21 protein-coding genes are annotated in these 25906 nt (G+C 27.9%); 18 read left to right on the top strand and 3 right to left on the bottom strand.

What is annotated here, in order from left to right:
- The first annotated feature begins 39 nt into the window (after positions 1-39).
- Positions 40-801, top strand: a complete 762-nt coding sequence (locus EXC62_RS06985) for a hypothetical protein (protein ID WP_162140085.1) — start codon at positions 40-42, stop codon at positions 799-801.
- Positions 802-923: 122 nt separating this feature from the next.
- The gene (gene eno / locus EXC62_RS06980; RefSeq protein ID WP_026389947.1) at positions 924-2219 is read left to right on the top strand and encodes a phosphopyruvate hydratase; all 1296 of its coding nucleotides are present in this window, start codon (positions 924-926) and stop codon (positions 2217-2219) included.
- A gap of 87 nt (positions 2220-2306) precedes the next feature.
- Here the strand turns inward: eno and pepT are convergent, their stop codons facing one another.
- Positions 2307-3521 (bottom strand): peptidase T, encoded by a 1215-nt coding sequence (gene pepT / locus EXC62_RS06975; protein WP_026389946.1) that lies wholly within the window; start codon positions 3519-3521, stop codon positions 2307-2309.
- A 147-nt stretch (positions 3522-3668) separates the two neighbouring features.
- On the opposite strand from pepT, the gene EXC62_RS06970 reads away from it, so the two are divergent.
- The 12 genes from EXC62_RS06970 (at position 3669) to EXC62_RS06915 (ending at position 20459) form a co-directional block, all read left to right on the top strand.
- Positions 3669-5462 (top strand): ABC transporter ATP-binding protein, encoded by a 1794-nt coding sequence (locus EXC62_RS06970; RefSeq protein WP_026389945.1) that lies wholly within the window; start codon positions 3669-3671, stop codon positions 5460-5462.
- A complete protein-coding gene (locus EXC62_RS06965; RefSeq protein ID WP_162140084.1) occupies positions 5455-7233 on the top strand; it encodes an ABC transporter ATP-binding protein in 1779 nt (592 codons plus the stop codon). Before EXC62_RS06970 ends, EXC62_RS06965 begins: the two co-directional genes overlap by 8 nt.
- Before the next feature lie 50 nt (positions 7234-7283).
- Positions 7284-8663: a TldD/PmbA family protein gene (locus tag EXC62_RS06960; RefSeq protein WP_026389943.1), complete on the top strand. Its 1380-nt coding sequence runs from the start codon at positions 7284-7286 to the stop codon at positions 8661-8663.
- Positions 8656-9975 (top strand): TldD/PmbA family protein, encoded by a 1320-nt coding sequence (locus tag EXC62_RS06955; protein ID WP_052589629.1) that lies wholly within the window; start codon positions 8656-8658, stop codon positions 9973-9975. The genes EXC62_RS06960 and EXC62_RS06955 overlap by 8 nt, the downstream gene beginning before the upstream one ends.
- A gap of 137 nt (positions 9976-10112) precedes the next feature.
- Positions 10113-10574: a MarR family winged helix-turn-helix transcriptional regulator gene (locus tag EXC62_RS06950; protein WP_026389941.1), complete on the top strand. Its 462-nt coding sequence runs from the start codon at positions 10113-10115 to the stop codon at positions 10572-10574.
- On the top strand, positions 10558-12282 hold the full coding sequence (locus EXC62_RS06945; RefSeq protein WP_026389940.1) for an ABC transporter ATP-binding protein: 1725 nt from the start codon (positions 10558-10560) through the stop codon (positions 12280-12282). The genes EXC62_RS06950 and EXC62_RS06945 overlap by 17 nt, the downstream gene beginning before the upstream one ends.
- 4 nt (positions 12283-12286) lie before the next feature.
- Positions 12287-14149 (top strand): ABC transporter ATP-binding protein, encoded by a 1863-nt coding sequence (locus tag EXC62_RS06940; protein ID WP_026389939.1) that lies wholly within the window; start codon positions 12287-12289, stop codon positions 14147-14149.
- Between the two features lie 100 nt (positions 14150-14249).
- Positions 14250-15566, top strand: coding sequence for a magnesium transporter (mgtE, locus tag EXC62_RS06935; RefSeq protein ID WP_026389938.1), 1317 nt, complete (start codon positions 14250-14252; stop codon positions 15564-15566).
- Positions 15566-16915 carry a magnesium transporter gene (locus EXC62_RS06930; protein ID WP_026389937.1) on the top strand — a complete coding sequence of 450 codons (1350 nt, stop codon included), beginning with the start codon at positions 15566-15568 and terminating at the stop codon, positions 16913-16915. Before mgtE ends, EXC62_RS06930 begins: the two co-directional genes overlap by 1 nt.
- 80 nt (positions 16916-16995) lie before the next feature.
- The gene (locus EXC62_RS06925) at positions 16996-17976 is read left to right on the top strand and encodes a mevalonate kinase family protein (RefSeq protein ID WP_162140083.1); all 981 of its coding nucleotides are present in this window, start codon (positions 16996-16998) and stop codon (positions 17974-17976) included.
- Between the two features lie 8 nt (positions 17977-17984).
- Positions 17985-18953: a type 2 isopentenyl-diphosphate Delta-isomerase gene (gene fni / locus EXC62_RS06920; protein ID WP_084156601.1), complete on the top strand. Its 969-nt coding sequence runs from the start codon at positions 17985-17987 to the stop codon at positions 18951-18953.
- Positions 18954-20459 carry a carboxypeptidase M32 gene (locus EXC62_RS06915; RefSeq protein ID WP_026389935.1) on the top strand — a complete coding sequence of 502 codons (1506 nt, stop codon included), beginning with the start codon at positions 18954-18956 and terminating at the stop codon, positions 20457-20459.
- 160 nt (positions 20460-20619) lie between these two features.
- Here EXC62_RS06915 and EXC62_RS06910 read toward each other — a convergent pair whose 3' ends face one another.
- Complete coding sequence (locus EXC62_RS06910) at positions 20620-21924, bottom strand: ISL3 family transposase (RefSeq protein ID WP_026389934.1); 1305 nt, start codon at positions 21922-21924, stop codon at positions 20620-20622.
- 126 nt (positions 21925-22050) lie between these two features.
- Positions 22051-22656, bottom strand: a complete 606-nt coding sequence (locus tag EXC62_RS06905; RefSeq protein WP_052589626.1) for an MBL fold metallo-hydrolase — start codon at positions 22654-22656, stop codon at positions 22051-22053.
- 170 nt (positions 22657-22826) lie between these two features.
- Here EXC62_RS06905 and EXC62_RS06900 point away from each other — a divergent pair, with 170 nt between their 5' ends.
- Genes EXC62_RS06900 through EXC62_RS06885 form a run of 4 tightly spaced genes read left to right on the top strand, consistent with a single transcriptional unit; the run spans position 22827 to position 25900 of the window.
- On the top strand, positions 22827-23150 hold the full coding sequence (locus EXC62_RS06900) for an antibiotic biosynthesis monooxygenase family protein (protein WP_026389932.1): 324 nt from the start codon (positions 22827-22829) through the stop codon (positions 23148-23150).
- Positions 23143-24102: an ABC transporter permease gene (locus EXC62_RS06895; protein WP_162140082.1), complete on the top strand. Its 960-nt coding sequence runs from the start codon at positions 23143-23145 to the stop codon at positions 24100-24102. Before EXC62_RS06900 ends, EXC62_RS06895 begins: the two co-directional genes overlap by 8 nt.
- The gene (locus EXC62_RS06890; protein ID WP_162140081.1) at positions 24099-25094 is read left to right on the top strand and encodes an iron chelate uptake ABC transporter family permease subunit; all 996 of its coding nucleotides are present in this window, start codon (positions 24099-24101) and stop codon (positions 25092-25094) included. The genes EXC62_RS06895 and EXC62_RS06890 overlap by 4 nt, the downstream gene beginning before the upstream one ends.
- The gene (locus EXC62_RS06885; protein WP_052589621.1) at positions 25091-25900 is read left to right on the top strand and encodes an iron ABC transporter ATP-binding protein; all 810 of its coding nucleotides are present in this window, start codon (positions 25091-25093) and stop codon (positions 25898-25900) included. Before EXC62_RS06890 ends, EXC62_RS06885 begins: the two co-directional genes overlap by 4 nt.
- The last annotated feature ends 6 nt before the right edge of the window (positions 25901-25906 follow it).

Raw genomic sequence — 25906 nt, 5'->3', positions numbered from 1 at the left:
GCCCGGAGTAGGCGATTTTTTATTTAAAAGGAGGACAATATGAATAAATTTACTATAATAGTAATAATCGCATTACTCGGAATGGCAATAGTGTTAATTGATAATAAATTAAGTGGAAAGAAACAAGTAGTTTTGAATGGAACAAAGGCTACTATGACAACAAAACAAATGATGTATATCGTTGTTTTTGGGGCGCTTGCTACTGTTGTTGGTTTCTTTGAGATACCGATAGGATTTATTGGTGTCAAACTTGATTTAAGTGAGGTTATAATACTAATTGCTTTTTATGTTATTGGGTTTAAAAATGTATCATATGTAATTGTTTTACGTTCGATTATTAGAATATTATTACCAAGTAAAACTGCTGCAGAATCTGATATATTTTGGAAACTATTAGGAGAAGTAATTGCTATTTTTGCTTCATATTTAATTATCACAAGTTATATAGTAACTAAAAAAATATGTCGAGTTAATGAAAAGCCATTGATATACGCAGTTCCAACAGAACATAAAAAAATAAAAAGAATACTTTATATTCTTGGACCAATTTTATCAGCATTACTACTTACAATTGGAATGACAATATTTCATACAATTGTAACAATGCCATTATACTTAAGTGGTAATCAACATTTAACGATTTTTAGTTTATTAAGAGATCCAAATTATGCTAATCAAAATATTTTGACAATAATTAAGACAATTTTAACAATGTTTGGACTTGTTAATGTTATTAAGGGTGTTTTCTCACCTTTAATATTCCTTACAGTTAAACCTCAAATTGAGAAAATTATAATGTGATAAACCTTGATTAAGAAAAAGTAAACGTTTTCTATTGAGGGGCATCTTTTAAAAAAGATAATAATAAGGTATAATGAAAACTGTAATTATACGGCAAAAAAAATATAAAAGGAGTGAATTAAATGCCATTTATTGAAAATGTTTATGCACGCGAAGTTTTAGACTCACGTGGAAATCCAACAGTTGAAGTGGAAGTATACACAGAATCAGGTGCTTTCGGTCGCGCTTTAGTACCATCTGGAGCATCAACTGGTGAACACGAAGCTGTTGAATTAAGAGACGGTGACAAATCACGTTACTTAGGAAAAGGTGTTTTAAAAGCTGTTGATAATGTAAATAACATTATTGCAGAAGAAGTAATTGGTTTAGATGTAACTGATCAATTAGGAATTGACAAATTATTAATTGAATTAGACGGTACACCAAATAAAGGTAAATTAGGAGCTAATGCAATTTTAGGTGTTTCTATTGCTGCTGCTAGAGCTGCTGCAGATTTCTTAGGAGTTGAATTATATCAATATCTTGGAGGATTCAATGCTAAAACTTTACCAGTTCCAATGATGAACATTGTTAACGGTGGAGCTCACTCAGATGCACCAATCGATTTCCAAGAATTTATGATTTATCCAGTTGGAGCACCTTCATTTAAAGAAGCTATTCGTTGGGGAGCAGAAATTTTCCATAACTTAAAAGCAATCTTAAAATCAAAAGGTTTAGTAACTGCAGTTGGTGATGAAGGTGGTTTCGCACCAAACTTAGCATCAAACGAAGATGTTATTGATCATATTTTAGAAGCAATCAAAAAAGCTGGTTACAAAGCTGGAGAACAAGTGTTCATTGGATTTGACGTTGCTGCTTCAGAATTCTTTGACAAAGCAAAAGGTAAATATGTATTCAAAAAATCTACTAAACAAGAATTTACAGCTGCTGAATTAGTTGAATACTATGCTGGATTAGTTAAAAAATATCCAATTATCTCAATCGAAGATGGTATGGATGAAAATGACTGGGCTGGTTGGAAATTATTAACTGACAAATTAGGAGATAAGATTCAATTAGTTGGTGATGACTTATTCGTTACTAATACAGAATACTTAGAAAAAGGTATTGCAACAAACACTGCAAACTCAATTTTAATTAAAGTTAACCAAATCGGTACTTTAACTGAAACTTTTGATGCAATTGAAATGGCTAAACGTGCTGGTTATACTGCTGTAGTATCACATAGAAGTGGTGAAACAGAAGATACAACAATCGCAGACATCGTAGTTGCTACAAATGCTGGTCAAATTAAGACTGGTTCAGCTTCAAGAACTGACCGTGTTGCTAAATACAACCAATTATTAAGAATTGAAGATCAACTTGGTGATACTGCTCGTTACGCAGGATTAAGTGCATTCTACAATATTAAAAAATAATAATTAAAAATTGTTAATTAAACTGCTCTAATTAAGAGCAGTTTTTTTTATACAAAAAAAGACTAAGATTTCTCCTAGTCTAAAATATTATTTTTCTGAAACAATCTTAACAATTTCAAGAGCGATATCTAAAGCTTTTTCCATTTGATTAATAGAAGCAAATTCCATTCTACCGTGGAAATTATATCCACCAGTACCTAAATTAGGACATGGAAGACCATCAAATGTTAATCTAGCTCCATCAGTACCACCTCTAATTGGTCGACTAATTGGCTCAATGTCATTATTTCTAATAGCTTCCTCAGCTAATTCAACAATATACATATGATCTTTTATAACATCGTACATATTGTAGTAACTATCAGTAATTTTTAATTCAACAGCATTATATCCATATTTTTTATTTAAGTAATTTGCGATTTCTTTAAAAGTTTCTTTTTGTTCATTAAACTTTTCTTTACTATGATTTCTAATAATGTAATTTGCAGTCGTTTTTTCGACTTCACCGTTAATTTCAGATAAGTGATTAAAACCTTCATATTCATCAGTATAAGCAGGATTTAAGAAAACTGGAAGCATTTGATGAAATTCGATAGCAAGATGCATTGAGTTTATCATTTGTAATTTTGCAGAACCCGGATGAATACTCTTACCAATGAAAGTTAGAGAAGCACTTGCAGCGTTGAAATTTTCATATTCAATTTCACCAACTTCACTACCATCTAATGTATAAGCAAAATCAGCTTTGAAGAACTCATGATTAAAGTGATCAGCTCCACGACCAATTTCTTCATCGGGTGTGAAACAAATAAAAATATCTCCATGTTTTAGTTTTTTCTCAACAATCACATTAACAAGTTCCATGATTTCAGCAACACCAGCTTTATCATCGGCTCCAAGTAATGTATTACCATCAGTTACAATAATATCTTCACCAATAACGCGTTTAAGTGCTGGACTGTTTAACGAATTCATTGTAATATTTTCATTTAATTTAATATCAGAACCATCATATTTTTTAATAATTTTTGGATTAACGTTTGCACCAGGTGCATCAGGTGATGTATCGACGTGTGCCACAAAACCAATAGGTTTTACATCTTTTCCAGTATTATTCTTTAAGTGCGCATAAACATATCCTTTTTCATCAATGAAACCATCAACACCAATTTCTTTTAGTTCTTTAACTAATAAATTGCTTAAATCTTTTTGCTTTAATGTTGAAGGTACAGTTTCAGAATATGGATCTGATTGTGTATCAATTTTTACATATCTTAGAAATCTATCTACTAATCTATTCATTATTATTACCTCATTTCTTAACTTATTATAATACAATAACTGAATAAAACAAAATCAATAATGAAAAAAACTATTTTGTTTAAAAAAACAAACGAAAATAGGGTATAATAGTATAATTAATACATTGATTAGATAGGTGGGACGAAAATGTTCAGTAAGCATTTTAGAAAGTATATATTAAAGTATGGTATTTTTTTCCTTTTTGGAATAGCAGTACTAATACTAATTGATTATATACAATTAGATGTTCCAAAAATACTTGGTCAAATCATCGATTTATTGAATCCTAATATAACACAAATGAGTCAAAATGATATGAAAATTCAATTAAACTCATATATTAAGGAAGTAATTATCGTTGTTTTGATTGTGGCATTTGGAAGATTTTTATGGAGGCTGTGTTTATTTGTAACGGCAAGAAAAGTAGAATTTGAACTTAGAAATACAATGTTTTCGCATGCTACTAAATTATCACAAGAGTTTTATAGTCATGAAAAAGTCGGAGGAATGATGACATACTTCATCAATGATCTTGCTGCTGTAAGAATGGCATTAGGACCTGGGATAATGATGTTTGTAGATAGTTTGTTCTTAGGTGGATTCGCAATATTTAGAATGTTTAGATTAAACTCACAATTAACATATTTAGTTTTAGTTCCAATTATTTTAATGTTAGTTTCAATGATTCTAATTAATAAATCAATGAGAAGACAATTCTTAATTAGACAAGAGAAATTTCATGATTTAAGTGATTTTACACAAGAAAACTTTTCAGGAATTTCAGTTATTAAAGCATATGTAAGAGAAATACATGAGTTAAATACATTTGATAGAAGAAGCGAAGAGTTATATGATATGAACCTAAAGTTTTTTAAAAAGTCAGTTTGGGTACAATTAATAACAACACTTGCAACAAATTTAGTAATTATTTTAATAATTGGATATGGATCACATCTAGTATTAAATAACTTTATTTTAGCAGATGGAACTTATTTTACCTCAGGTAATTTAGTAACTTATTTATCATATTTTTCAGCTTTATCTTGGCCAATTATGGCACTAGCAAGATTCCTAACAGTTTCATCACAAGCACAAGCAAGTGCTAAACGTATTAATGATTTTCTAGATAGTCCGGTTACTGTATATGATAGTAATGTTATAGAAGATATTAAAGAATTGATTCCAAGTATTGAAGCTAAAAACCTAAGTTTTTCATATCCAGATGATAATATTACCGTTCTACATAACTTAAATTTCACTATTAAACCTGGTGAAATGGTTGGAATACTAGGAAAAACAGGTAGTGGAAAAACAACATTAGTTGACTTATTATTAAGAGTATATAACGTTAACAAGGATAGTCTATTTATTGGAGAACACGATATTATGACACTTCCAATTAGATTAGTTAGAGAAAAGGTTGGATATGTTCCTCAAGATAACTTTTTATTCTCTGATACAATAACTAAAAATATTGGATTTGCTTATGATAATCTCTCAGATGAAGAAGTTATTAAAGCAGCAAAATTATCAGATATTTATGATAATGTTAATGAATTCAAAGAAGGATTTAACACAATATTAGGTGAACGTGGTGTTACAGTTTCTGGTGGTCAGAAACAAAGAATATCAATTGCTCGTGCGATTGCTAAAAATCCTGAAATCTTAATTTTAGATGATTCAGTATCTGCTGTTGACACAAAAACGGAAGAAACAATTATTAAAAATCTTCATGAACTTAGAAAAGGTAAAACAACAATTTTTATTGCTCATAGAGTTTCAACCGTTAAAAATATGGATAAAATAATTATCATTGATCAAGGAAAGATTGTCGATATTGGATCACACAAACAATTAATGAAAAAATCTCTCTTTTACCAAGACATTGTTGAAAGACAAACACTAGAAGAAATGGTTGAAGGAGGTCACATAGATGAGTAATATAAAAAATAAAAAAGATGTTAAACTTTTTAAAAGACTTTTAGAGTATTTAAAACCTCATAAGAAGCCATTTATAATTTCACTTATTTTAATGTTTGTTGTTGTGTTAGTTGAACTATTACCGCCATTATTGATTGGGAAGATACTAAATACAATTGGTGAAAATAAAGATGGTTCAGCATTAGAGATTATTCTCTATATTGTTGGATTCTTAGTAATTCTTTTGATTTCATTAGGATTAAACTTCAAACAAACAGTTATTCTCCAAGAAATTGGTGAAAAGATTATTTTAAAGATTAGATTACAAGTATTTAGACATATTGAACAATTATCAACTCAACAGTTGAATGAAGAACCGGTAGGTAAAATGGTTACACGGGTTATGAATGATCCTGATAGTATAAGCCAAATGTTTACTTCGGTTGTTATTAATTTGATTAGAAGTTTCTTAATGATGATTGCAATTATTTTTATTTTATTATTTATTAATATTAAACTTGCTTTAATAACATTAGCGGTTATTCCAGTAATGGGATTAATTACATTTGTTTTTAGAAAAGTAACTAGAAAATCATACCAAAAGATTAGAGATGAGATATCATCATTAAACGCATTTTTATCTGAAAATCTATCAGGTATGAAAGTAACACAAATATTTAATCAAGAAGTTAAAAAAAGAAATGAATTTAGAGCGAGAAGTAAATCATTAGAAAAATCATTTCAAAAAGAAATATTTGTATATGCAGTTTTTAGACCATTGATTTATTTAGTTACAATGGCAGGGTTAATTACGATTCTCTATTTTGGTGGAACTGAAGTAATCGTTGGAACTCTAACTTATGGATTACTATATTCATTTTATTCATATGTAGAGAAATTCTTTGATCCAATTCAACAAATTGCAGAAGAATTTAATAACCTTCAAAATGCATATGCAAGTGCTGAAAAAATATTTGGAACACTAGATACAATACCATCAGTTCAAGATTTAGAAGATGCAATAGAACTTGAAGATTTTAAAGGACATATTGAATTTAAAAATGTGTGGTTTTCATACATTAAAGATGAATGGGTTTTAAGAGATGTTAGTTTTGAAGTTAAGCCTGGTGAAACGATTGCTTTTGTTGGAGCAACAGGTTCAGGTAAAACAACAATTCTTTCGTTAATTGTTAGAAATTATGATATTCAACAAGGCGAAATATTAATTGATGGAATAGATATCAAAAAGATTAAGCGAAGCTCAATAAGAAAACATATTGGTCAAATGCTTCAAGATGTTTTCTTGTTTAACAAAACAATTAAAGATAATATTACATTAAATAACCAAGATATAACACTTGATGAAGTAATCGATGCTTCAAGATATGTTGGTGCAGATACTTTTATTGAAAAACTACCTGAACGATATCAACATATGGTTCTAGAACGTGGAAACAACTTTTCTAGTGGACAACGTCAGTTAATTTCATTTGCAAGAGCTATCGTTTATAAACCTAGCTTATTAATTCTAGATGAAGCGACAGCTAATATTGATAGTGAAACAGAAGAGATAATTCAAACATCACTTAAGAAGATTATGAAAAGATCAACAATGTTAATTGTTGCTCATAGATTATCGACGATTCAACATAGTGATAAGATAATCGTTTTACATAAAGGTAAAATTAGAGAAATTGGTTCTCATCAACAATTACTAAAATTAGAAGGTATGTACTATAATTTATATAAAATTCAATTCGATAAAAAAGAAACTCAAGCATTGCTTGATTGATAATGAAGAGTTTTAAGTATAAAATTAATCTATCAAGGGAGGATTAACAAATGAAAAAAGAAACAATACAAGAGATTTTAAATCAGTCATTAACTAGTGGAGCTGATTTTGGAGAACTATTTTTTGAAAAAACGATTAATAGTGGTATTAATGTAATGAATGGAGAAGTTATTAATATAGGTGTATCAGATACATCAGGTGTAGGAATTAGATTGTTAAAAGGTAGTGATGAAGTTTACGGATTTACTAATGAAGTTACAAAAGAAGAAATCCTACGACTTTTAGAACAATTAAAAGCAAGTTTTAATGATAAACCTGGCGTTGTAGCTAAACTTGGTGAATCATTGCCATTTAATAATAAAATTGAAAAACCATTTGATAAAGTGCCAACTAAAGATAAAACAGCAAAGCTTTTAGAACTTAATGCAATAACAAGACAAGAAAGTGATTTAATACTTCAAGCATTTTCTAACTTAATTGAAGTTAAACAAGAAATATTAGTTGCAAACACTGAAGGAATATATCAAAATGATGAACGTATCTATTCAAGAGTAATATTAGGTGCTGTTGCTAAAGATGGAGAAAAGATGGAACAAGGATTTGAAAGTCAAGGAAGATTTATGGGCTTTGAAATTTTTGATAAAATTGATTATAAAAAATATGCAGTAGATGTAGCAGAATCTGCAGTTAAACAACTAAGCGCTAAAGACATTAAAGCTGGAGTAATGCCAGTTGTAATTCATAATGGTTTTGGTGGAGTAATCTTCCATGAAGCGTGTGGACATCCATTAGAAGCAAGTGCAATTGCTAAAGGCTTATCACCATTTGCTGGTAAACTTGGACAAAGAGTTGCATCAGAAGTTGTTAGTGCATATGACAATGGTGATGTAGAAGGAGCATGGGGAAGACTAAATTTCGATGATGAAGGTCATCCAACCCAAAACAATCTTTTAATTGAAAATGGAATTTTAAAAGGATATTTAATTGATAAAAGAAATGGGCGAACAATGAATGCAAAATCTACAGGATCAAGTCGTAGACAATCATATAAATATTCACCTACATCAAGAATGAACTCAACATTTATTGCAAATGGTAAAGATAATTATGAAGATATAATTAAAGATACAAAATTCGGATTATTTGCTAAAAAATTAGGCGGAGGAACTGTTAATCCAACAACAGGAGAATTTAACTTTGCTGTTCAAGAAGGCTATATGATTGAAGATGGGAAATTAACTGATGCTGTAAAAGGAGCAATGTTGATTGGTAACGGAAAAGATATTTTATTTGAAATTGACCGTGTTGCAAACAATCTTGAATTTGGTCAAGGTATGTGTGGTGCTTCATCAGGATCAATTCCAGTCGATGTTGGACAACCAACAATACGTGTTAAAAAAATAACTGTTGGAGGACTTGGCGATGAGTAAAGCAATATATCAAAATTGGATTAAGAAGGGTCTAGAAAAAGGACTTAGTGATATTGAAATCTATGCTGTTGATAAAACAGATTTAAGTATTGAAGTTTATGATGGAAAAATCGAAAAAAATGAAATAAGTAAAATGAATACTGCATTAATCAAAGGTATCTATAATGGAAAAGCAGCTAAATCAAAAGTTGAAAATTTAAATGAAAATAATATTGATTATATGCTTGATAGATTAATTGATAGTGCTTCAAATATTACTGCAAATGAACCAGCTTTAATTTTTGAAGGATCAAAAAATTATCCGAAAGTTGAAGATAAAAACTTTGATTTTGGTACTATTGATCCATTAAAAAAAGTTAATCTTTTACTTGAAGTTGAAAAAGGAATTTACAAAGAAAAAACTGTTACAAAAGTTGAAACAGTTTCATATAGTGAATCTGATAGTAAAACAACAATTGTTAATTCAAAAGGTTTAAATCTTTCAAGACACCATACATATGCAACGGTTTACGCTGTTGGTGTATACCAAAAAGATGAACAAATTAAAACGGGGATGTCTTATCAAATCGTTAAAGATTTTGATAAATTAGATGCTAGCAAATTAATCAACGATAATATTAAAGATGGTGCTTCACAATTAGGTGCTCATTCAATTGATTCAAAAGCATATCCAATTGTTTTCTCTAATGAAATGTTTGGAAATATTTTAGGAGTATTTACAAGTATATTTACAGGAGAAGCAGCATTTAGAAAACTAACAAAATTAATTGGTAAAGAAAATGAAGAGATTGCTTCACCTATTGTTAACTTAATAGATGATCCTTTATTCGAAAAAGCTTTATTCAAAGTTCCCTTTGATGATGAAGGGGTAGCATGTGAAAAAAGATATTGGATTAAAGATGGTAAATTCACTGGATTTGCACATAATTTAAAAACAGCAGAAATCTTTAAAACAAAATCAACAGGTAATGGTTTCGCTAGTGGAATTGAACCTGGAAATCTTTATTTAGAATCACAAAATATTACTTTTGATGAGTTAATTAAGCCGATTGAAAGTGGAATATATATTACGGATTTAGTGGGATTACACGCTGGTGTTGAAACAGTTTCAGGAGATTTTAGTCTTCAAGCTGCTGGATTTGAAATAAAAAATGGTAAACTTGATAGACCAGTTGATATGATAGTTGTATCAGGAAACTACTTTAAATTATTAAAAGATATTGAAGCAGTTGCTAATGACTTTATTTTTGGATTATCAGGAATTGGAACTGGATCAGTTAAAGTAAAAGCATTAACAGTTGCAGGTAAATAAATAACTAATTAAAACTGAGTGAATAACTCGGTTTTTTTTAAAATTAAAGTTTTGAAAATGTTTTCTAAAACAAAATATTATATAAAAATAAAAGTTGTGTTAAAATAATTAGGTGCCTAACTAATAAGGAGGTTAATATGGAAGATAAAAATCTCGGTAAAGAACTAATAATTATTGTTAATAAAATAAAAAGATATGTTGATAAAGAAAATCAAAAACATCAAGTTCCATTTGGACAAGGAAGGATACTTAGATTTCTTTATACAAATAAAATAAATGGAAAAACGGTCTATCAGTCTGATTTAAAAGATGCATTTTCTGTCAGAGGTGCCTCGATAACAGGAATTGTAGATGCTCTTGTTAAACAAGGTTTTGTTGCAAGAAATGATGACTCTATTGACAAAAGAAAGAAAAATTTAGGACTTACTCCGTTAGGAGAAGAAAAAGCTCAAATCATAATAAAAAGTATTGATAAATTTGAAAAAGAAATTAAAAATGTTTTTTCGAAACAAGAATTTAATGATTTTAGAAATAAGTTAGCAAAATTAGAAAAATGGATAGATTATAAGGAGAAGTTAGAGAATGAAACAGATATTTAAATATTTAAACACATGTAAGAAAGAAACAATTTTAACGCCAATATTTGTTTTGTTAGAAGTTATTTTTGAAATTCTAATTCCTATTTTAATGGGAAAGATGATTGATGATGGTATTAAACTAGGTGATATTACTTTAGTATATAGATATGGTGCATTAATGATTGTTTTTGCATTCTTAAGTTTAGTGTTTGGTGTTTTAGCAACTAAAACAGCATCAACTGCAGCAAGTCAATTAGCTAGAAATTTAAGAAAAGCGCAATATGAAAAAATTCAAACATATTCTTTTGAGAATATTGATCATTTTCAAACATCGAGTTTAATTACTAGAATGACAATGGATGTTAATATGGTTCAACAAGCATTTCAAATGAATATAAGAATTGCTTTTAGAGCACCAATGTTACTAGTTTTCTCAATTGTAAGTGCAGCGTTTGTTGGTGGGAAAATCGCATTAGTATTCGTAACAATTATTCCGATTCTTGGATTTGGTTTATGGTTTATTATGTCACGTGCCCACAAACATTTTATGAAAATGTTTAAGAAAGTAGATAACTTAAATTTAAAGGTTCAAGAAGATTTAGCGGGTATTAGAACAATTAAATCATATGTTCGTGAAGAATATGAAAATAAAGAGTTTGAAGAGATAAGTAGAGATGTATCTGAAAATTCAAAAAGAGCTGAAAAATGGATTATTTTTAATAACCCACTTATGCAGTTTTCGATTGCAGTTTGTTTTGTATTAATATCTTGGTTTGGTGCAAAAGCAATGGTTAATAATACATTAACTGATGGAGCATTTTCAAATATAATAATTTATGTTATGCAAGTTTTAGTTAGTTTAATGATGTTATCACAAGTATTTTTAATGTTAGTAATTTCACGTGCATCTGTAGAACGTATTACAGAAGTATTGAACGAAGTACCATCTATTAAAGAAAGTAAAAATCCAATTAAAGAAATTAAAAGTGGTGCATTTGAATTTATAAATGTTGATTTTAAATATAATAGTAATGATGAAAAAGATATTTTGAAAAATATTAACTTTAGTATTCCAAGTGGTGCATTTGTTGGAATCTTTGGTGGGACTGGGACTGGTAAAACAAGTTTAGTTCAATTGATTTCAAGGCTATATGATGTATCAGATGGAAAAGTTTTAGTAGATGGTAATGATGTTAGAGATTATGATTTAAATGTTCTAAGAGAAAATGTTGTTACTGTTTTACAAAAGAATGTTTTGTTTAGTGGAACTATTAGAGATAACATTAAATGGGGAAAAGAAGATGCAACTGATGAAGAAATCATTGATGCACTTAAAAAATCACAAGCATATGAGTTTGTATCACAAATGCATGATGGATTAGATACATGGATTGATCAAGGTGGTGTTAATGTCTCAGGTGGACAAAGACAAAGATTATGTATAGCTAGAGCGTTAATTAGTAATCCAAAGATCCTAATTTTAGATGATTCAACAAGTGCCGTAGATACTAAAACAGATGCATTGATTAGAGATTCGTTGAAAAATGAATCACCATTAATGACAAAAGTAGTTGTGTCACAAAGACTATCATCAATTGAAGATGCTGATTATATAATCATACTAGATGAAAATGGAATTAATGCAATAGGTAATCACGAAACTTTATTTAAAGAAAATCAAATATATCATGATGTTTATATAACACAAAAACGTGGGAAGGAGGAGTAAGAATATGCATAGAATAAAATCACCACATACAAAAGTGAAAAAAGGAACAATGAGAAGACTTTTACAATATGTTTTAAAAGTTCATAAGTTCAAAGTTATTTTGGTTTTATTATTTATGGTTATTGCTACTCTTTCAAATGTTGCTGCAACATATTTAGTTCAAAATGTTGTTAAAGAAGTTCAAAGTATTATTGATATAGGAAGTAATGACTTAACAAAAATAATTAAAACAATACTTACAATGGTTTTATTATATGGTGTAAATATTGTCTTATCATATACTTATTCGAGAATTATGGTTGATGTAAGCCAAGATACTTTAATTAGACTTAGAAATGATTTATTTACTCATATGACATCATTACCAATCCAATACTATGATAAAAATACTCATGGTGATTTAATGAGTAGATTTACAAATGACGTAGATGCCACAAGACAAATGATTTCACAAAGTCTACCACAATTATTTGTTTCAGCATTAACATTAATAGGATATTTAACAGCAATGTTCATTACATCTTATATACTAGCTTTTATTACAATATTTGTGACTTTAAGTCTCTTAATCGTGATTAGACTCTTAATAAAAAGAAGTCGTAAATATTTTGTTAAACAACAAATATCTGTAGGTAAAGGAACTGGATATATTGAAGAAATGATTGAAGGTCAAAAAGTTGTTAAAGTATATCGTCATGAGAAAGAAGCAATCAATAATTTTAATGTTTTAAATGATGATTTATACCAAAATACTCTAAAAGCATCAATCAATTCAGGGATGTTAATTCCTATAACTGTAAGTATTGGTTATTTAGGATTCTCAATTACAGCAATAGTTGGGGCTATTTTATTTTCAGTATCAATGATAACAATACCAAAGATTGTTTCGTTCTTGCTATTTACACGAAACTTTACTGGACCATTAAATCAAATGTCACAACAAGCTAATTTTATTGGTTTAGCAATGGCAGGTGCTGGAAGAATTTTTGATGTTCTAGATGAGAAAAGTGAAGTTGATAATGGAAAAATTATTCTTGTTAATGCTAAGTATGAAAATAATCAATTAAGTGAAACAAGTGAAAAAACAAATATTTGGGCATGGAAAAATATTGAGACTAACGAACTAATTAGACTTAATGGTGATGTAAGATTTACTGATGTTAATTTTGGATATAGTGATGATAAAATGGTATTAAAAGATGTAACATTGTATGCGAAACCAGGTCAAAAAATTGCATTTGTTGGAGCAACAGGTGCAGGTAAAACTACAATAACAAACCTAATAAATCGTTTTTATGATATTCAAAGTGGAACAATAACATATGATGGTATTGATATTAAAGAAATATCTAAAAAAGATTTAAGAAGATCACTAGGAATTGTTCTTCAAGATACAAATCTATTTACAAAAACTGTTATGGAAAATATTAGATATGGTAACTTAGAGGCAACTGATGAAGAAGTAATTAATTCTTCAAAATTAGCTAATGCACATGAATTTATTATGAAATTACCTAATGGTTATCAAACAATTTTGACAGATAATGGTTCTAATCTTTCACAAGGTCAAAGACAATTACTTTCAATTGCGAGAGTTGCTGTTGCTAATCCACCAGTATTGATTTTAGATGAAGCAACTTCATCAATTGATACTTACACTGAAAAATTGATTCAAAATGGTATGGATAAATTAATGGATGGAAGAACAGTATTTGTTATTGCACATAGATTATCGACAATTAAAAATGCTAAAGCAATAATAGTTCTAGATTATGGAAGAATAATTGAAAGAGGAAATCACAATGATTTGATTGAATCTAAAGGAAGATATTATCAACTATATACAGGAGTATTTGAATTAGAATAAGATGAGCCAGTTTTACTGGCTTTTCTAATATAAGAAAACATGTAATTATATATATAATATGGTTTTTTTGATATAATAATTGTAAGTGGAGGTATAGAAAATGGAAATTAGAGAATATATTGATAATAAACAATTTAAGAAAGCATATAATGAATTTATAAAACTACACCCCCATGACCAGTCAGAAGTTTTAAACGAATTAGATTTTATTGATCAAGTAAGACTATTAAACTACCTAAAGGATAGTGAATTATCAGAGGTATTGTCATATTTAGATCCTGAGGATGGAGCTAAATTAATTACAGAACTTGATATATCAAGACAAAAAAATATTTTTGATCAAATGGAAATTGATGATGCTGTTGATATTCTTGATGAATTAGATAGTGAAGATCAAAGCGCCATTTTAGATGTTTTAGATGAAAAAGCTGAATATCAAAAACTACTTAATTATGAAGATGATGAAGCAGGAGCATTGATGACTTTTGAATTTGTAGAAATAAAAAGTCAAATTGATGTGAAAGATGCAATGAAAATGTTAATTGCTAAAGCTCCAGATGTTGAGAGTATTAGTACTCTTTTTCTTGTTAACGAGAATAAAAAATATTTAGGAACTGTAAAATTAAATGAACTTATAAAAGCTAAATCACCATTAATTGTTGATACATTATTAATTCAAGCACCTTCAGTAAAAGACAAAGATGATATTGATTTAGTGATTCATCAGATGCGTGAATATGGATTATATGAGATTGCTGTTTGTAATGATGAGGATATTTTAATTGGAATTATTACCTTAGATGATGCAATTGAAGCCTATGAAGAAGAAGCTATTGAAGACTTTGCTAAACTTGCAGCGATTAATGATACAGAAGAGAAAAGTATTATTAAAACTGCATTACATCGGTTACCTTGGCTAGTTATTTTACTTCTTGCGACTATTCCAATTGCACTAGCATCTTCAATGTTTGAAGAGGTTATCTTATCAGTAAGTATTTTGTCATTATTTCAACCATTAATTCTTGATGCTTCTGGAGATGTTGCTACTCAAACACTTGCAGTCACACTAAGAAAACTTAATCAATCAGATGGAGCGACATTTACAGATGGTAAAAAAGAAATATTAACTGGTGTTATAAATGGATTAATACTAGGGTTAACATCAGCAATAATAACTTACTTTTTAGCTGTTATTCTTAAAATGGATGAACCAATTATGGTTTCATTAGTTGTAGGAATTGCACTCCTTTTATCAGTTATTATTGGTCCAATTCTTGGATTTTTAATTCCTGTAGTTTTAAACAAATTTAAAATAGATCCAGCAGTTGCTTCAGGACCATTTATAACTACTTTAGTTGATATATTAAGCCTTATAATTTTCTTTGGGCTTGCAACACTATTGTTGGGGGTGGCATAATGAATTTAAATTTTAAACAATCAAGACACCAAATAGCTAAACAACTATCAGTAATGCATGAAGTTGATATTGCAAAAGTTTTTGATGAAGCTAATTTAGAAGAAAAAAATATTATTGCGCAAATAATTCCAATTAATATTATAGATGACGTTTTTATTGAATTAGGAGCTAAAGAAGCAATTGAATTATTTGGAATGTTAGATGATATAAGAAGACGAGTTTTATTAGAAGACTTATCAGCGGCTGACTTAAAGCCATTATTTGAAGAGTTTTCTGAAGAAGATAAAAATAAATTTTCAAGTTTGTTAAAACTTTCTAAAAGAAAAGAACTTGAAAAATTAATTAAATATGATGAAACAAAAGCTGCATCAGTTATGCGTAGTGATTATTTGACAATTCAATACGATTATGAAGTTTCTGAAGCAATGAAGTATATTATAGCGAATGTTACAGATAATGATTACATTGATACAATATTTGTTAAAAAAAATAATCGTTTAGTTGGAACAATATCTTTGAAAGATTTAATTGTTGCTAGAAAAAATCAGCAAATTGTGGAATTTATTAACCCTGATTTTGAATATGTTAATGAAGAAGATAATCTTGCAGTTGCAATTGAAAAGATAAGCGATTACGATATTGCGTTACTTGCAGTACTAAATAAGAATAAAGGGTTAATTGGAATTATAACTGCTGAGGATGTTTTAGAAGAAATGGCACTTGAATTTGAATCAAATGTTGATAAATTTGTTGCTGTTGGTGACTATGACGAAGATAGTAATCCTTTCGTTAGAGCAAAGCAACGACTTCCTTGGTTACTAGCATCAATAGTTTTAAATCTTGTTATTGCATTATTTTTATCAATTTTTTCAGATACAATAAATGCAATTGCTGCGTTAGTATTATTTCAACCTTTAATATTAGGAATGGCAGGAAATATTGGTACACAGGCAATAGCAGTTACAATATTAGTTTTACATAATAAGACACATGAAACTAAAGAAGCCCGCAGAAAGCATATTAAAAAAGAAGTTTTTATTGGAATTACTAATGCTATTATTGTTGGTATTCTAGGATTTGTTCTTTCGTTTGTGTTTTTAACATTAACAACATTTGATATGGGGAAAAATGTTACTCCATTAATTTTGAGTTTAGCAATTTCTTTATCGTTAGTATTCTCAATGATTATTTCGTCATTCTTTGGAGTATTAATTCCAATTGCTTTGACAAAGTTAAATATTGATCCTGCAGCTGCTTCTGGGCCAGTAATAAGTACTATTAACGATTTAGTAGCTTTAGTAATATATTTTGGTTTAGCAACAATAATAGTATTACCTTTAATAGTGTAACTATTAAAATAAACGTAATAAAAGGTTAAATATATGTTATAATAAATTTTCTAGTGGAATAGATCAAGGTGGAGATTTTCATGAATATTAAAACAAGTGGTAAGTTATATATTGCTGGTGAGTATGAAGTTTTAAGCAAAAAAGGAAATGCAATTATATACGGAATAAGTAAATATATTGATTTTGAAATTGTTGAAAGTAATGAATTCTTTTATCAAACTAGAAATCAAAAATATGTATATCAATATGAAAACAATGAAATAATTGATACTACAAATGAACATTTATTAATTATGGAAGCTTTAAAAAGCTCTTTTAACTATTTAGAAACTAAAAAAATAATTATTGAACCATTTGGTATAAATATAAAAACAGAATTAGAAGATGAAAAAAGACAAAAATATGGTTTTGGATCTAGCGCCGCACTAATTAGTGGTATAATTAAAGTGATATTAACTAAGTATTTGAAAAGCGTTGATAATGAACTTGTTTTTAAATTATCTGTTTTAACACAAATCTCAACTAATACACTATCTTCTGGTGGTGATTTAGCAGCAGCAATTTATGGAAATATGGTATATTATGAAAGATATAATCTAAAATGGTTATTAAAAAAATATAACAAAAAAGATATTGCTGATATTGATTGGGCTGATTTGAAAATATTTCAGTTTAATACAAATCAAAAGTTTGCAGCAATTTGGACTAAGAAAAGTTATCAAACAAAGCAACTAACAAGAATTATTAGAAAAAAAGAATATAGAACTGCAAGGAAAATTGTCAATAATGTTTATGTTAATTTAGTAAACAACAAGTATCTAGAATTAAAAGAAAATTTGAAAGACTATCAAAAATGGCTTGAAAATATTTTAGCAAATGATGATTTAGTTACTTCAGAGATAAAAAAAGCATTAGAAATAACCAATAAATTCCATCTTTCCGCAAAAATAAGTGGTGCAGGTGGAGGAGATTCAGTAATAGTTTTATATCCTAATGGTTATGACTTTAAGGCACTAAGAGAAGAACTAATAAAGAATGACTTAGAGTTATTTGTATTTTGAGGTGAATGATGGATATTGTTAATCGAAAAGATCAGCATGTAAAGTATGCTAAAGAAGAGAAGATTGAATATAACGATTTTGATAATCTAATATTGGAACACGTAAGTATTCCTTCTTTTGATGTTGAGGATGTAAATCTTTCAACATCTTTTTTAGGTCAAACATTCAAATATCCATTTTATATAAATGCAATGACTGGTGGAAGTGCTAAAACTAAAATAATTAATGAAAAACTTGCTTTATATGCTAAAACTTTTAATTTACCATTAGTACTTGGTTCACAAAGTGCAGCATTAAAAAACAGTGAGTTAATTAGTACATATGATATCGTTAGAAAAATTAATCCTAAAGGATTTATAATAGGCAATGTATCAGCAAATGCAAATATTGATGATGCTTTAAGAGCAATTCAAATGATTAAAGCAGATGCTCTATCAATTCATGTCAATGTTATCCAAGAATTGGTGATGAGTGAGGGGGATAGAAAGTTTAAACATTGGAAGGAAAATATTAAAGATATTGTTGAAAAACTTAATAAACCAGTTTTGGTTAAAGAAGTTGGTTTTGGAATGAGTAAAAAAACCATTAATGAGCTAATAGAAATTGGAGTTAAATATCTTGATGTTAGTGGAATGGGTGGAACAAATTTTGCTCGAATTGAAAGAAAAAGAAATAATGATAATGACTTCACTTTTGAAAATGTTGGTATTTCAACTGTTAAGTCTCTTAAGAATGCTGAGAATTTAAAACTTGAAGTATATGCTTCAGGTGGAATAAGAAATGCACTCGATATCTTCAAAGCATTGTATTTAGGAGCAAAAGCAGTAGGATTAAGTAGGTTTTTCCTATTGCTAACTGAAAAAGATGATGAAGAAGCATTTAAGATAATTGAAACTTTAATTGAAAATTTAAAAAAATGTTTTGTAATCTTTGGATATAAAGATTTAAATGAGTTACACAACAGACGGGAGGATTAGATGGAAAAGTATATAAAAAAGTATTTAAAATATAGAAAAAAAATCATTGCTTTTCAGTATGTTGATTGGTTAATCAATTGGGATCAAAAAACCCAAGCACCACTTAAATCTGCAAATTTTAGAGCAGAACAAGTTGAAATTTTATCGGAAATGTATTTTGATTTAAGAAGAAATAAAGAATTTTTAGAAACTGTAGATTATCTTTATAAAAATAGCCATAAAATTGAAGATGAAATATTAAGAAAAGATGTAAAGAAGATTAATAGAGATTTGAGAGTCATTAGATTTGTGCCAATTGATGAATATATTGATTACCAAGTTGATTTAGCACAAAGTACAAAAATATGGCAAGAAGCAAGAGAAATGGATGATTTTAATCATTTTGTTCCGATTCTTCAAAAAATTGTTGATTATAATAAACGTCTAATTAAATATTTTGAAACTGATGATATAAAAGGATACGATGTATTACTAGATATATATGAACCAGGAACTAATATGGAGTTTTATGATAAATTTTATGAAGATTTAAAAAATGAATTAGTACCATTTGTGATGGAAGTAACCATTGGTAGAAAACCTCAGTTCAATAGAAAATTGACAACAAGAGAATACTTAATTTCAAAACAAAAAGAGTTTTCAAAATATTTAATAAAAACTTTTGGTTTTGATTTAAAACGTGGAGCAATAAGAGATACGATACACCCCTTTACATCTGGTATTTCAACAGATGACATAAGAATAGCAAGTGATTACTATTATGATAACTTCACTGCAAGTATTTTTAGTGTAATGCATCAAATAGGAAATGCTTTATATGATCAAAATAATGATCCTAAATTTAATGGAACATTTTTATTTGGAAGTCCATCATACGGTTTTTCTGAAGCACAAGCAAGAATGTATGAAAATATGATTGGTAGATCATATGCATTTTGGTCAAGACACTATAAAGAATTAGTAGCATTATTCCCTAAAGAGTTAAAAGGTATATCTGTTGTAGAATTTTATCGTTACATTAATGAAGTTAAGCGTTCTAAAATTCGTGCAGAAGCAGATGAATTAACATATCCATTACATATAATGGTAAGATATGAAATTGAAAAAGATATCTTTAATAATAATTTAAAAGTTAAAGATATTCCAAGAAGATGGCGTTCATTAATGGCGAAATATGTTGGAGTAAAACCAGCAACTGACTTAGATGGTGCACTTCAAGATATTCACTGGGCTTTAGGTAAATTTGGATATTTCCCAAGCTATGCTCTAGGTTCAGCATATGCTGCACAAATATATCAAGCAATGAATAAAGATATTAATATTGAAAGTGTTGTAGAAAACGAACATATAAATTTAATCAACGAATGGTTAAAAGAAAAAATTAATAAATATGGTGCATCTTTAACAACTGAGGAACTTTTAATTAATGCCACAGGAGAACCATTAAACCCAAAATATTATATTGAATATTTGAAAAATAAGTTTTCAAGATTGAAAAATGATTAAGACGAGTGATAAACTTGTCTTTTTTTTAGAGGCTATTTAAAAAATCATGGGGTTTTTAAAAAATGAGCTTTAAAATAACTTGGGGTATGACTCATAAAAATATTAAAGAAGGATTTCTATAATTCTAGATATCCTTCTTTTTTCTGACGCTAAAAAACAATTATTTTTTTGATATAGTTAATTCAACATCTTTGTTGATTGAATAAAGAACTCTGGATCTAAATCTATTGAAATTAGTATATCCATATGAGTTTCTTAGTATAGTTTTTATATCTCTATTTTTTCCTTCTAACTTTCCATTAGAATATCTAGATTTACCCTCTCTAATAAAAGAATTTAGTATTTCGTTTTTCCATCTTTTTAGTGTTTTACCATACTGTCGTATTTCGTAATTATTATGATTAGAAAAAATGTTAATCATTTCATTTAAGTTTTCATGAGCATCATCATAATTACTAGTTCTATTAAAGTCAGTATAAATATTACGAAGAGAATATATATCATTTAACTCTGTATTTGAAGATAGTAAATGATCTAAAAGTGTTTTCGAATAAACATTTATTTTATATTTATAAACATATAATAATTTGTTATTTAACTTACCAGGATTAAGTCTAATAAGCCAAGAGAACTTTTTTAATAAATAACCAAAATCATTTGAATAGTTCAAATTAGTATTTGGATTTTTTAAATATGAATTCATAACTGATATTCGTTTTTTATCTAATATTTTATTTATTAGACTTACAATATGAAATGAATCTGCAACAATTTTAGCTTTAGGCATAAATTTCTTAGCTATATTGCGATATGTAGACCATAAGTCTATAGTAATGAATTCGACATTATCTAACTCTTTAATACTCTTACGTTCAAAATAGGAGGATAAATAGTCCTTTTTTCTTGATTCTAAAACATCGATAATCTTATTAGTTTCAAAATCTAGAAGTACACATGCGTATGGATGTTTAGTATTTGATTTAATATGAACTTCATCAATACTAAGAACACGAGGTAAGTATCTGGGTTTAGGATTAATGTGATAATCAAATATATTAATTACAGATTGAGTAGAAACATTATATAAACATGCAGCGCTAGAAAATGTATGATTGAAATCTTTTAAGTAATCTAATATATTCATAACCGTTAAAGTACTTATTTGTTTATTAGTAGAAATAAAAGGATTCTTTTCATAGAATGATTTAGAACAGTTCTTACATACATATCTTTTTTGTTTATAAGAAATAAATGTATTTCTAGTAACAGATATTGAATGAATTATTTTCTTTTTAACATAGTCTTTTATAGTATAAAATTTTGAACTACAAAAGGGACATATTTCATCAGTTCTTTTAAGAGTAATTTCAATAATTAGTTCGTTACAACTAGTAATAGAATCGATATGAAGTATTTTGTCTTCAATACTTTCTAATTCGTATAATTTTATGATATGATTAAACAAAGGAACTCCTTTCAAGTATTTTAGCGTCAACTAATTTTAACATGAAAGAAGTTCCTTGTTTTTATGTAGTTAAAGACCCCTTGATATTTTAAAGCTACATGAAACCCCAAGTTATTTTAAACTACCTTAACCTCTTATGAATGGGTTAAATTCTTTTTCAAATCCAATTGTTGTTTGTCTTCCATGCCCTGAATAAACAGTTGTTTCATTTGGGAGGGTATAAAGCTTTTTAATACTTGAAATTAAAGTATCATAGTCACCTTCAGGTAAATCATATCTTCCAATTCCACGGAAAAATAAGACATCACCAGAAATTAAAGTTTTATTATTATAGAATGCAACACTTCCACTTGAATGTCCAGGAACCTTTATAACTTTATATTTTTCGCCTAAAAAATTAATTTCATTAAGCTTATTTAAATCATAATCAAAAAGTGGTTCGTAGTTATATCTATTATTTGGGCCAACTTTATACCAAATATCGTCAATAGAAGATGCGTATGTTTTTGCATTTGGATATAGAGATTGAAGTTTTTTTAACCCACCCCAATGATCAAAGTGTCCATGAGTTAAAACAATCATCTCAACATTGAGTTTTTTATTTCTTAAAAAATCAAAGAGATTATTATCTTCAAACCCTGGGTCAATAACAACAGCTTTTTCGCCATTATTTAAAATATAACAATTTGAAGACATTCCTTGTCCGTATAGAGTTAATGCATGTATATTCATATTTTTATCACCATTTATAATTATAGCATAAAAACTCTATCTTATTTATAATTCTTATTATAACCATTGACTAATAGATAATAAAATAATAAAATTATCATAGTAAGTTTATAAAGAAAAAATATAAATAAATTTATAAATTAAAAATACTGGAAAAGGATGACAATAAAATGTTCGTAATTGTTCGTACAATGAAAGTCGAAAAAGGATACATAGATAGTTTTAAAGAGCGTTTTTCAAAGACAAGTCCTTTGTTAAAATCGCCTGGATTTATAAAAAGAGAATTATTAGTTTCAACAAAAGATAAAGATTTTGATATTATTCAAATGATGATATATTTTAAAGATAAAAAGGCATTTTATGTTTGGGAAGGTAGTCCTGAGCATATAGCATTACATAGAAATAAAGATGATGAACATAATAAAAAACCTGAAGGAATAATCGAAGCTAAACGTGAAACATTTGAAGTGATTGCCACACAAGAGCATGAATAAAAAAAGATTTTTAATCATTGCTTTATTTTTTATTTTATTAATCATTTCACTTTTAATTGGAGTTAGTAATAGTGTAACGATTGGAGCATTACTGAAAGGTGATAAAAATGCTTGGTTTATTTTTTTAGAAAGTAGAGTCCCAAGAACACTAGTCATTGTTCTAACGGCATCATCACTTAGTATTGCGGGTTTAATTATGCAAGCAATAAGTAGAAATAAGTTTATCTCACCTTCAACAGCTGGTACTACAAATGCGGCTGTTTTAGGTGTGTTAATTGGTTTTTTATTCTTCGGAACACAAAGTCTATATATTAGATTTATATTTGCTTTTGTTTTTGCTTTATTATCATCAATTTTATTTATTACAGTTTTAAATAAAATAAAAGTTAAAAATGTTATCTATGTTCCCTTAATAGGAATGATGTATGGAACATTAATATCGTCAATAACTACACTTATTGCTCAAAGGTTTAATGCGTTACAAACAGTGTCAATGTTGAATTTAGGAAGTTTTTCACATATTACAAGATTGAATTCAACACTTTTAATTGTTTTAATTCCATCATTAGTTTTAGCAGTTATTTTTGCATCACAATTCAATATTGTTTCTTTAGGAGAAGATTTTTCTAAAAATCTAGGAGTTAATTACAAACGAATTATGTTCATTGGTTTGATTGTTATTTCAGTTATTTCTGCAAGTACATATATTGTTGTTGGACCATTACCTTTTTTAGGACTTATTATTCCTAATATTGTTACAGTTTATTATGGTGATAATTTAAAAAGAAATCTTTTTGATGTTGCAATTTTCGGAGCAACTTTTGTCTTATTAAATGATATTATAAGTAGATTATTAATTTTCCCATATGAAATATCAGTGGGATTTACTATGGGAATAAGCGGTGCAATTATTTTCCTAATCTTAATATTTAGGAAGGTGAAGCAAAAATGAGTAAAAAACAAAAGAAAATGTTTTTAGTAATAAGTATAATATTAATATTATTAAGTTTAACATATATATTTTTATGGGTTTTTACACAAAGTGATTTAATAAAAAAAGGTTATAACCCAAATATGTTATCTGTTTACTTAAAGATAATTAAGCGAAGATCAATTCAATTATTAGCGATAATTGTTAGTACAATTCTAATTTCTACATCATCATTAGTATTTCAAACATTAACAAAAAATCGAATATTAACTCCTAGTATTTTGGGATTTGATGCAATTTTTATTGTTACACAAACACTTTTAGTTTCCTTACTTGGAATTACAAGTATTTATATAAGTAATGTTTATACAAACTTTTTTATAAGTGTAGTTGCTATGATAGGTGTTACCCTTTTGATTTATAAATTAGTTTTAAGTAAAAACAAGAATAATGTTATACTATTACTGTTAGTAGGAATGGTTATTACATCTCTTGCAGGAAGTATTTCTAACTTTATTCAAGTCTTTATGAGTCCAGAAGAGTTTCAAACAGTTTCTTCACTAACAACAATTAGTTTAACAAACATTAATGAACAGCTAGTTTTTGTTGCTTTACCAATTCTATTACTACTTGTTTTTTTATTCTATAGAAAAAACAAGGTTTATGATGTAATGAGTTTAGGTGATGAACATGCAATTGGGCTTGGTGTTGAATATAATAGGGAAACAAAAATTAGTTTGATATATATTGCTATTGCCGTGGCTATTTCAACTGCATTGATTGGACAATTAATGTTTTTAGGATTAATTGCTGTAAACAGTGCAAGAGAGATATTTAAAACAAATAAGCATAGTATTTTAATTTTTGCATCAAGTGTTATTGGATTTATTGTTTTAATGCTTGGTCAAGTAGTTGTAGAATTATTTGGTAATAGAACTAGTGTCTCAGTTTTGATTAATTTAATTGGGGGTAGTTATATGATTTACTTAATAATTAAGGAGAATCGAATATGATCGAAATAAAGAAAATATCACAATCATATGGAAAAAAACAAATTCTTTATGATGTAGATTTGAAAATAAAAGATAATAAAATTACAGCATTAATAGGTGCAAATGGAGCTGGGAAATCTACATTACTTAGTGTTATTTCAAGGTTGTTAGCACCAATTAGTGGTGAAATATTTATTGATGATATAGATATTTCAACGATGAAATCAAATGAAATAGCCAAAAAACTTTCCGTTTTGAAGCAATCAAATCAAATAAATCTTAAACTTACGGTCAAAGATTTAATTTCATTTGGAAGATTTCCACATTCAAAAGGTAAAATTACCAAAGAAGATGAAAAAATAATTAATGATGCAATAGTATATATGAAGTTAGAAGATTATGTAAATAAATATATTGATGAACTCTCTGGTGGTCAAAGACAAAGGGTATATGTAGCAATGATACTTGCTCAAGATACTAAATATATCTTCTTAGACGAACCACTTAATAACCTCGATATGAGATATGCAGTAGAAATGATGACAATCCTACAAAATATGGTTAAAGATTTTGGTAAAACGATTGTTATTGTTATGCATGATATAAATTTTGCAGCAGCATTCTGTGATCATATTGTTGCTATGAAAGATGGTAGAATCATTAAAGAAGGTTCTCCGGATGAAATGATGGATAAAGAAATTTTAGATCATGTTTTTGATCATGATTTCTGTATCGCAGGTGTAAACGGAAAAAAAGTTTGCGTTTACTATAACCAAGTTAATAATCATGAGGTAGTTAGAACCGCTACACTTGATGAAAAAAAGTAGAAAGGA

Origin of the sequence: Haploplasma axanthum, assembly GCF_900660745.1 — a bacterium.
Classification (GTDB): domain Bacteria; phylum Bacillota_I; class Bacilli_A; order Acholeplasmatales; family Acholeplasmataceae; genus Haploplasma; species Haploplasma axanthum.
The sequence above is the reverse complement of the archived record's forward strand: the minus strand, read 5'-3'. Positions and strand labels throughout refer to the sequence as shown.

Bases quoted from the DNA above. Each gene is read 5' to 3' on its own strand.
- EXC62_RS06960 (WP_026389943.1), top strand. From the start codon at position 7,284: ATGAAAAAAGAAACAATACAAGAGATTTTAAATCAGTCATTAACTAGT.
- EXC62_RS06900 (WP_026389932.1), top strand. From the start codon at position 22,827: ATGTTCGTAATTGTTCGTACAATGAAAGTCGAAAAAGGATACATAGAT.
- mgtE (WP_026389938.1), top strand. From the start codon at position 14,250: ATGGAAATTAGAGAATATATTGATAATAAACAATTTAAGAAAGCATAT.
- pepT (WP_026389946.1), bottom strand. From the start codon at position 3,521: ATGAATAGATTAGTAGATAGATTTCTAAGATATGTAAAAATTGATACA.
- EXC62_RS06970 (WP_026389945.1), top strand. From the start codon at position 3,669: ATGTTCAGTAAGCATTTTAGAAAGTATATATTAAAGTATGGTATTTTT.
- fni (WP_084156601.1), top strand. From the start codon at position 17,985: ATGGATATTGTTAATCGAAAAGATCAGCATGTAAAGTATGCTAAAGAA.
- EXC62_RS06930 (WP_026389937.1), top strand. From the start codon at position 15,566: ATGAATTTAAATTTTAAACAATCAAGACACCAAATAGCTAAACAACTA.
- EXC62_RS06955 (WP_052589629.1), top strand. From the start codon at position 8,656: ATGAGTAAAGCAATATATCAAAATTGGATTAAGAAGGGTCTAGAAAAA.
- EXC62_RS06905 (WP_052589626.1), bottom strand. From the start codon at position 22,656: ATGAATATACATGCATTAACTCTATACGGACAAGGAATGTCTTCAAAT.
- EXC62_RS06985 (WP_162140085.1), top strand. From the start codon at position 40: ATGAATAAATTTACTATAATAGTAATAATCGCATTACTCGGAATGGCA.
- EXC62_RS06950 (WP_026389941.1), top strand. From the start codon at position 10,113: ATGGAAGATAAAAATCTCGGTAAAGAACTAATAATTATTGTTAATAAA.
- EXC62_RS06885 (WP_052589621.1), top strand. From the start codon at position 25,091: ATGATCGAAATAAAGAAAATATCACAATCATATGGAAAAAAACAAATT.
- EXC62_RS06965 (WP_162140084.1), top strand. From the start codon at position 5,455: ATGAGTAATATAAAAAATAAAAAAGATGTTAAACTTTTTAAAAGACTT.
- EXC62_RS06890 (WP_162140081.1), top strand. From the start codon at position 24,099: ATGAGTAAAAAACAAAAGAAAATGTTTTTAGTAATAAGTATAATATTA.
- EXC62_RS06895 (WP_162140082.1), top strand. From the start codon at position 23,143: ATGAATAAAAAAAGATTTTTAATCATTGCTTTATTTTTTATTTTATTA.
- EXC62_RS06945 (WP_026389940.1), top strand. From the start codon at position 10,558: ATGAAACAGATATTTAAATATTTAAACACATGTAAGAAAGAAACAATT.
- EXC62_RS06940 (WP_026389939.1), top strand. From the start codon at position 12,287: ATGCATAGAATAAAATCACCACATACAAAAGTGAAAAAAGGAACAATG.
- EXC62_RS06925 (WP_162140083.1), top strand. From the start codon at position 16,996: ATGAATATTAAAACAAGTGGTAAGTTATATATTGCTGGTGAGTATGAA.
- eno (WP_026389947.1), top strand. From the start codon at position 924: ATGCCATTTATTGAAAATGTTTATGCACGCGAAGTTTTAGACTCACGT.
- EXC62_RS06915 (WP_026389935.1), top strand. From the start codon at position 18,954: ATGGAAAAGTATATAAAAAAGTATTTAAAATATAGAAAAAAAATCATT.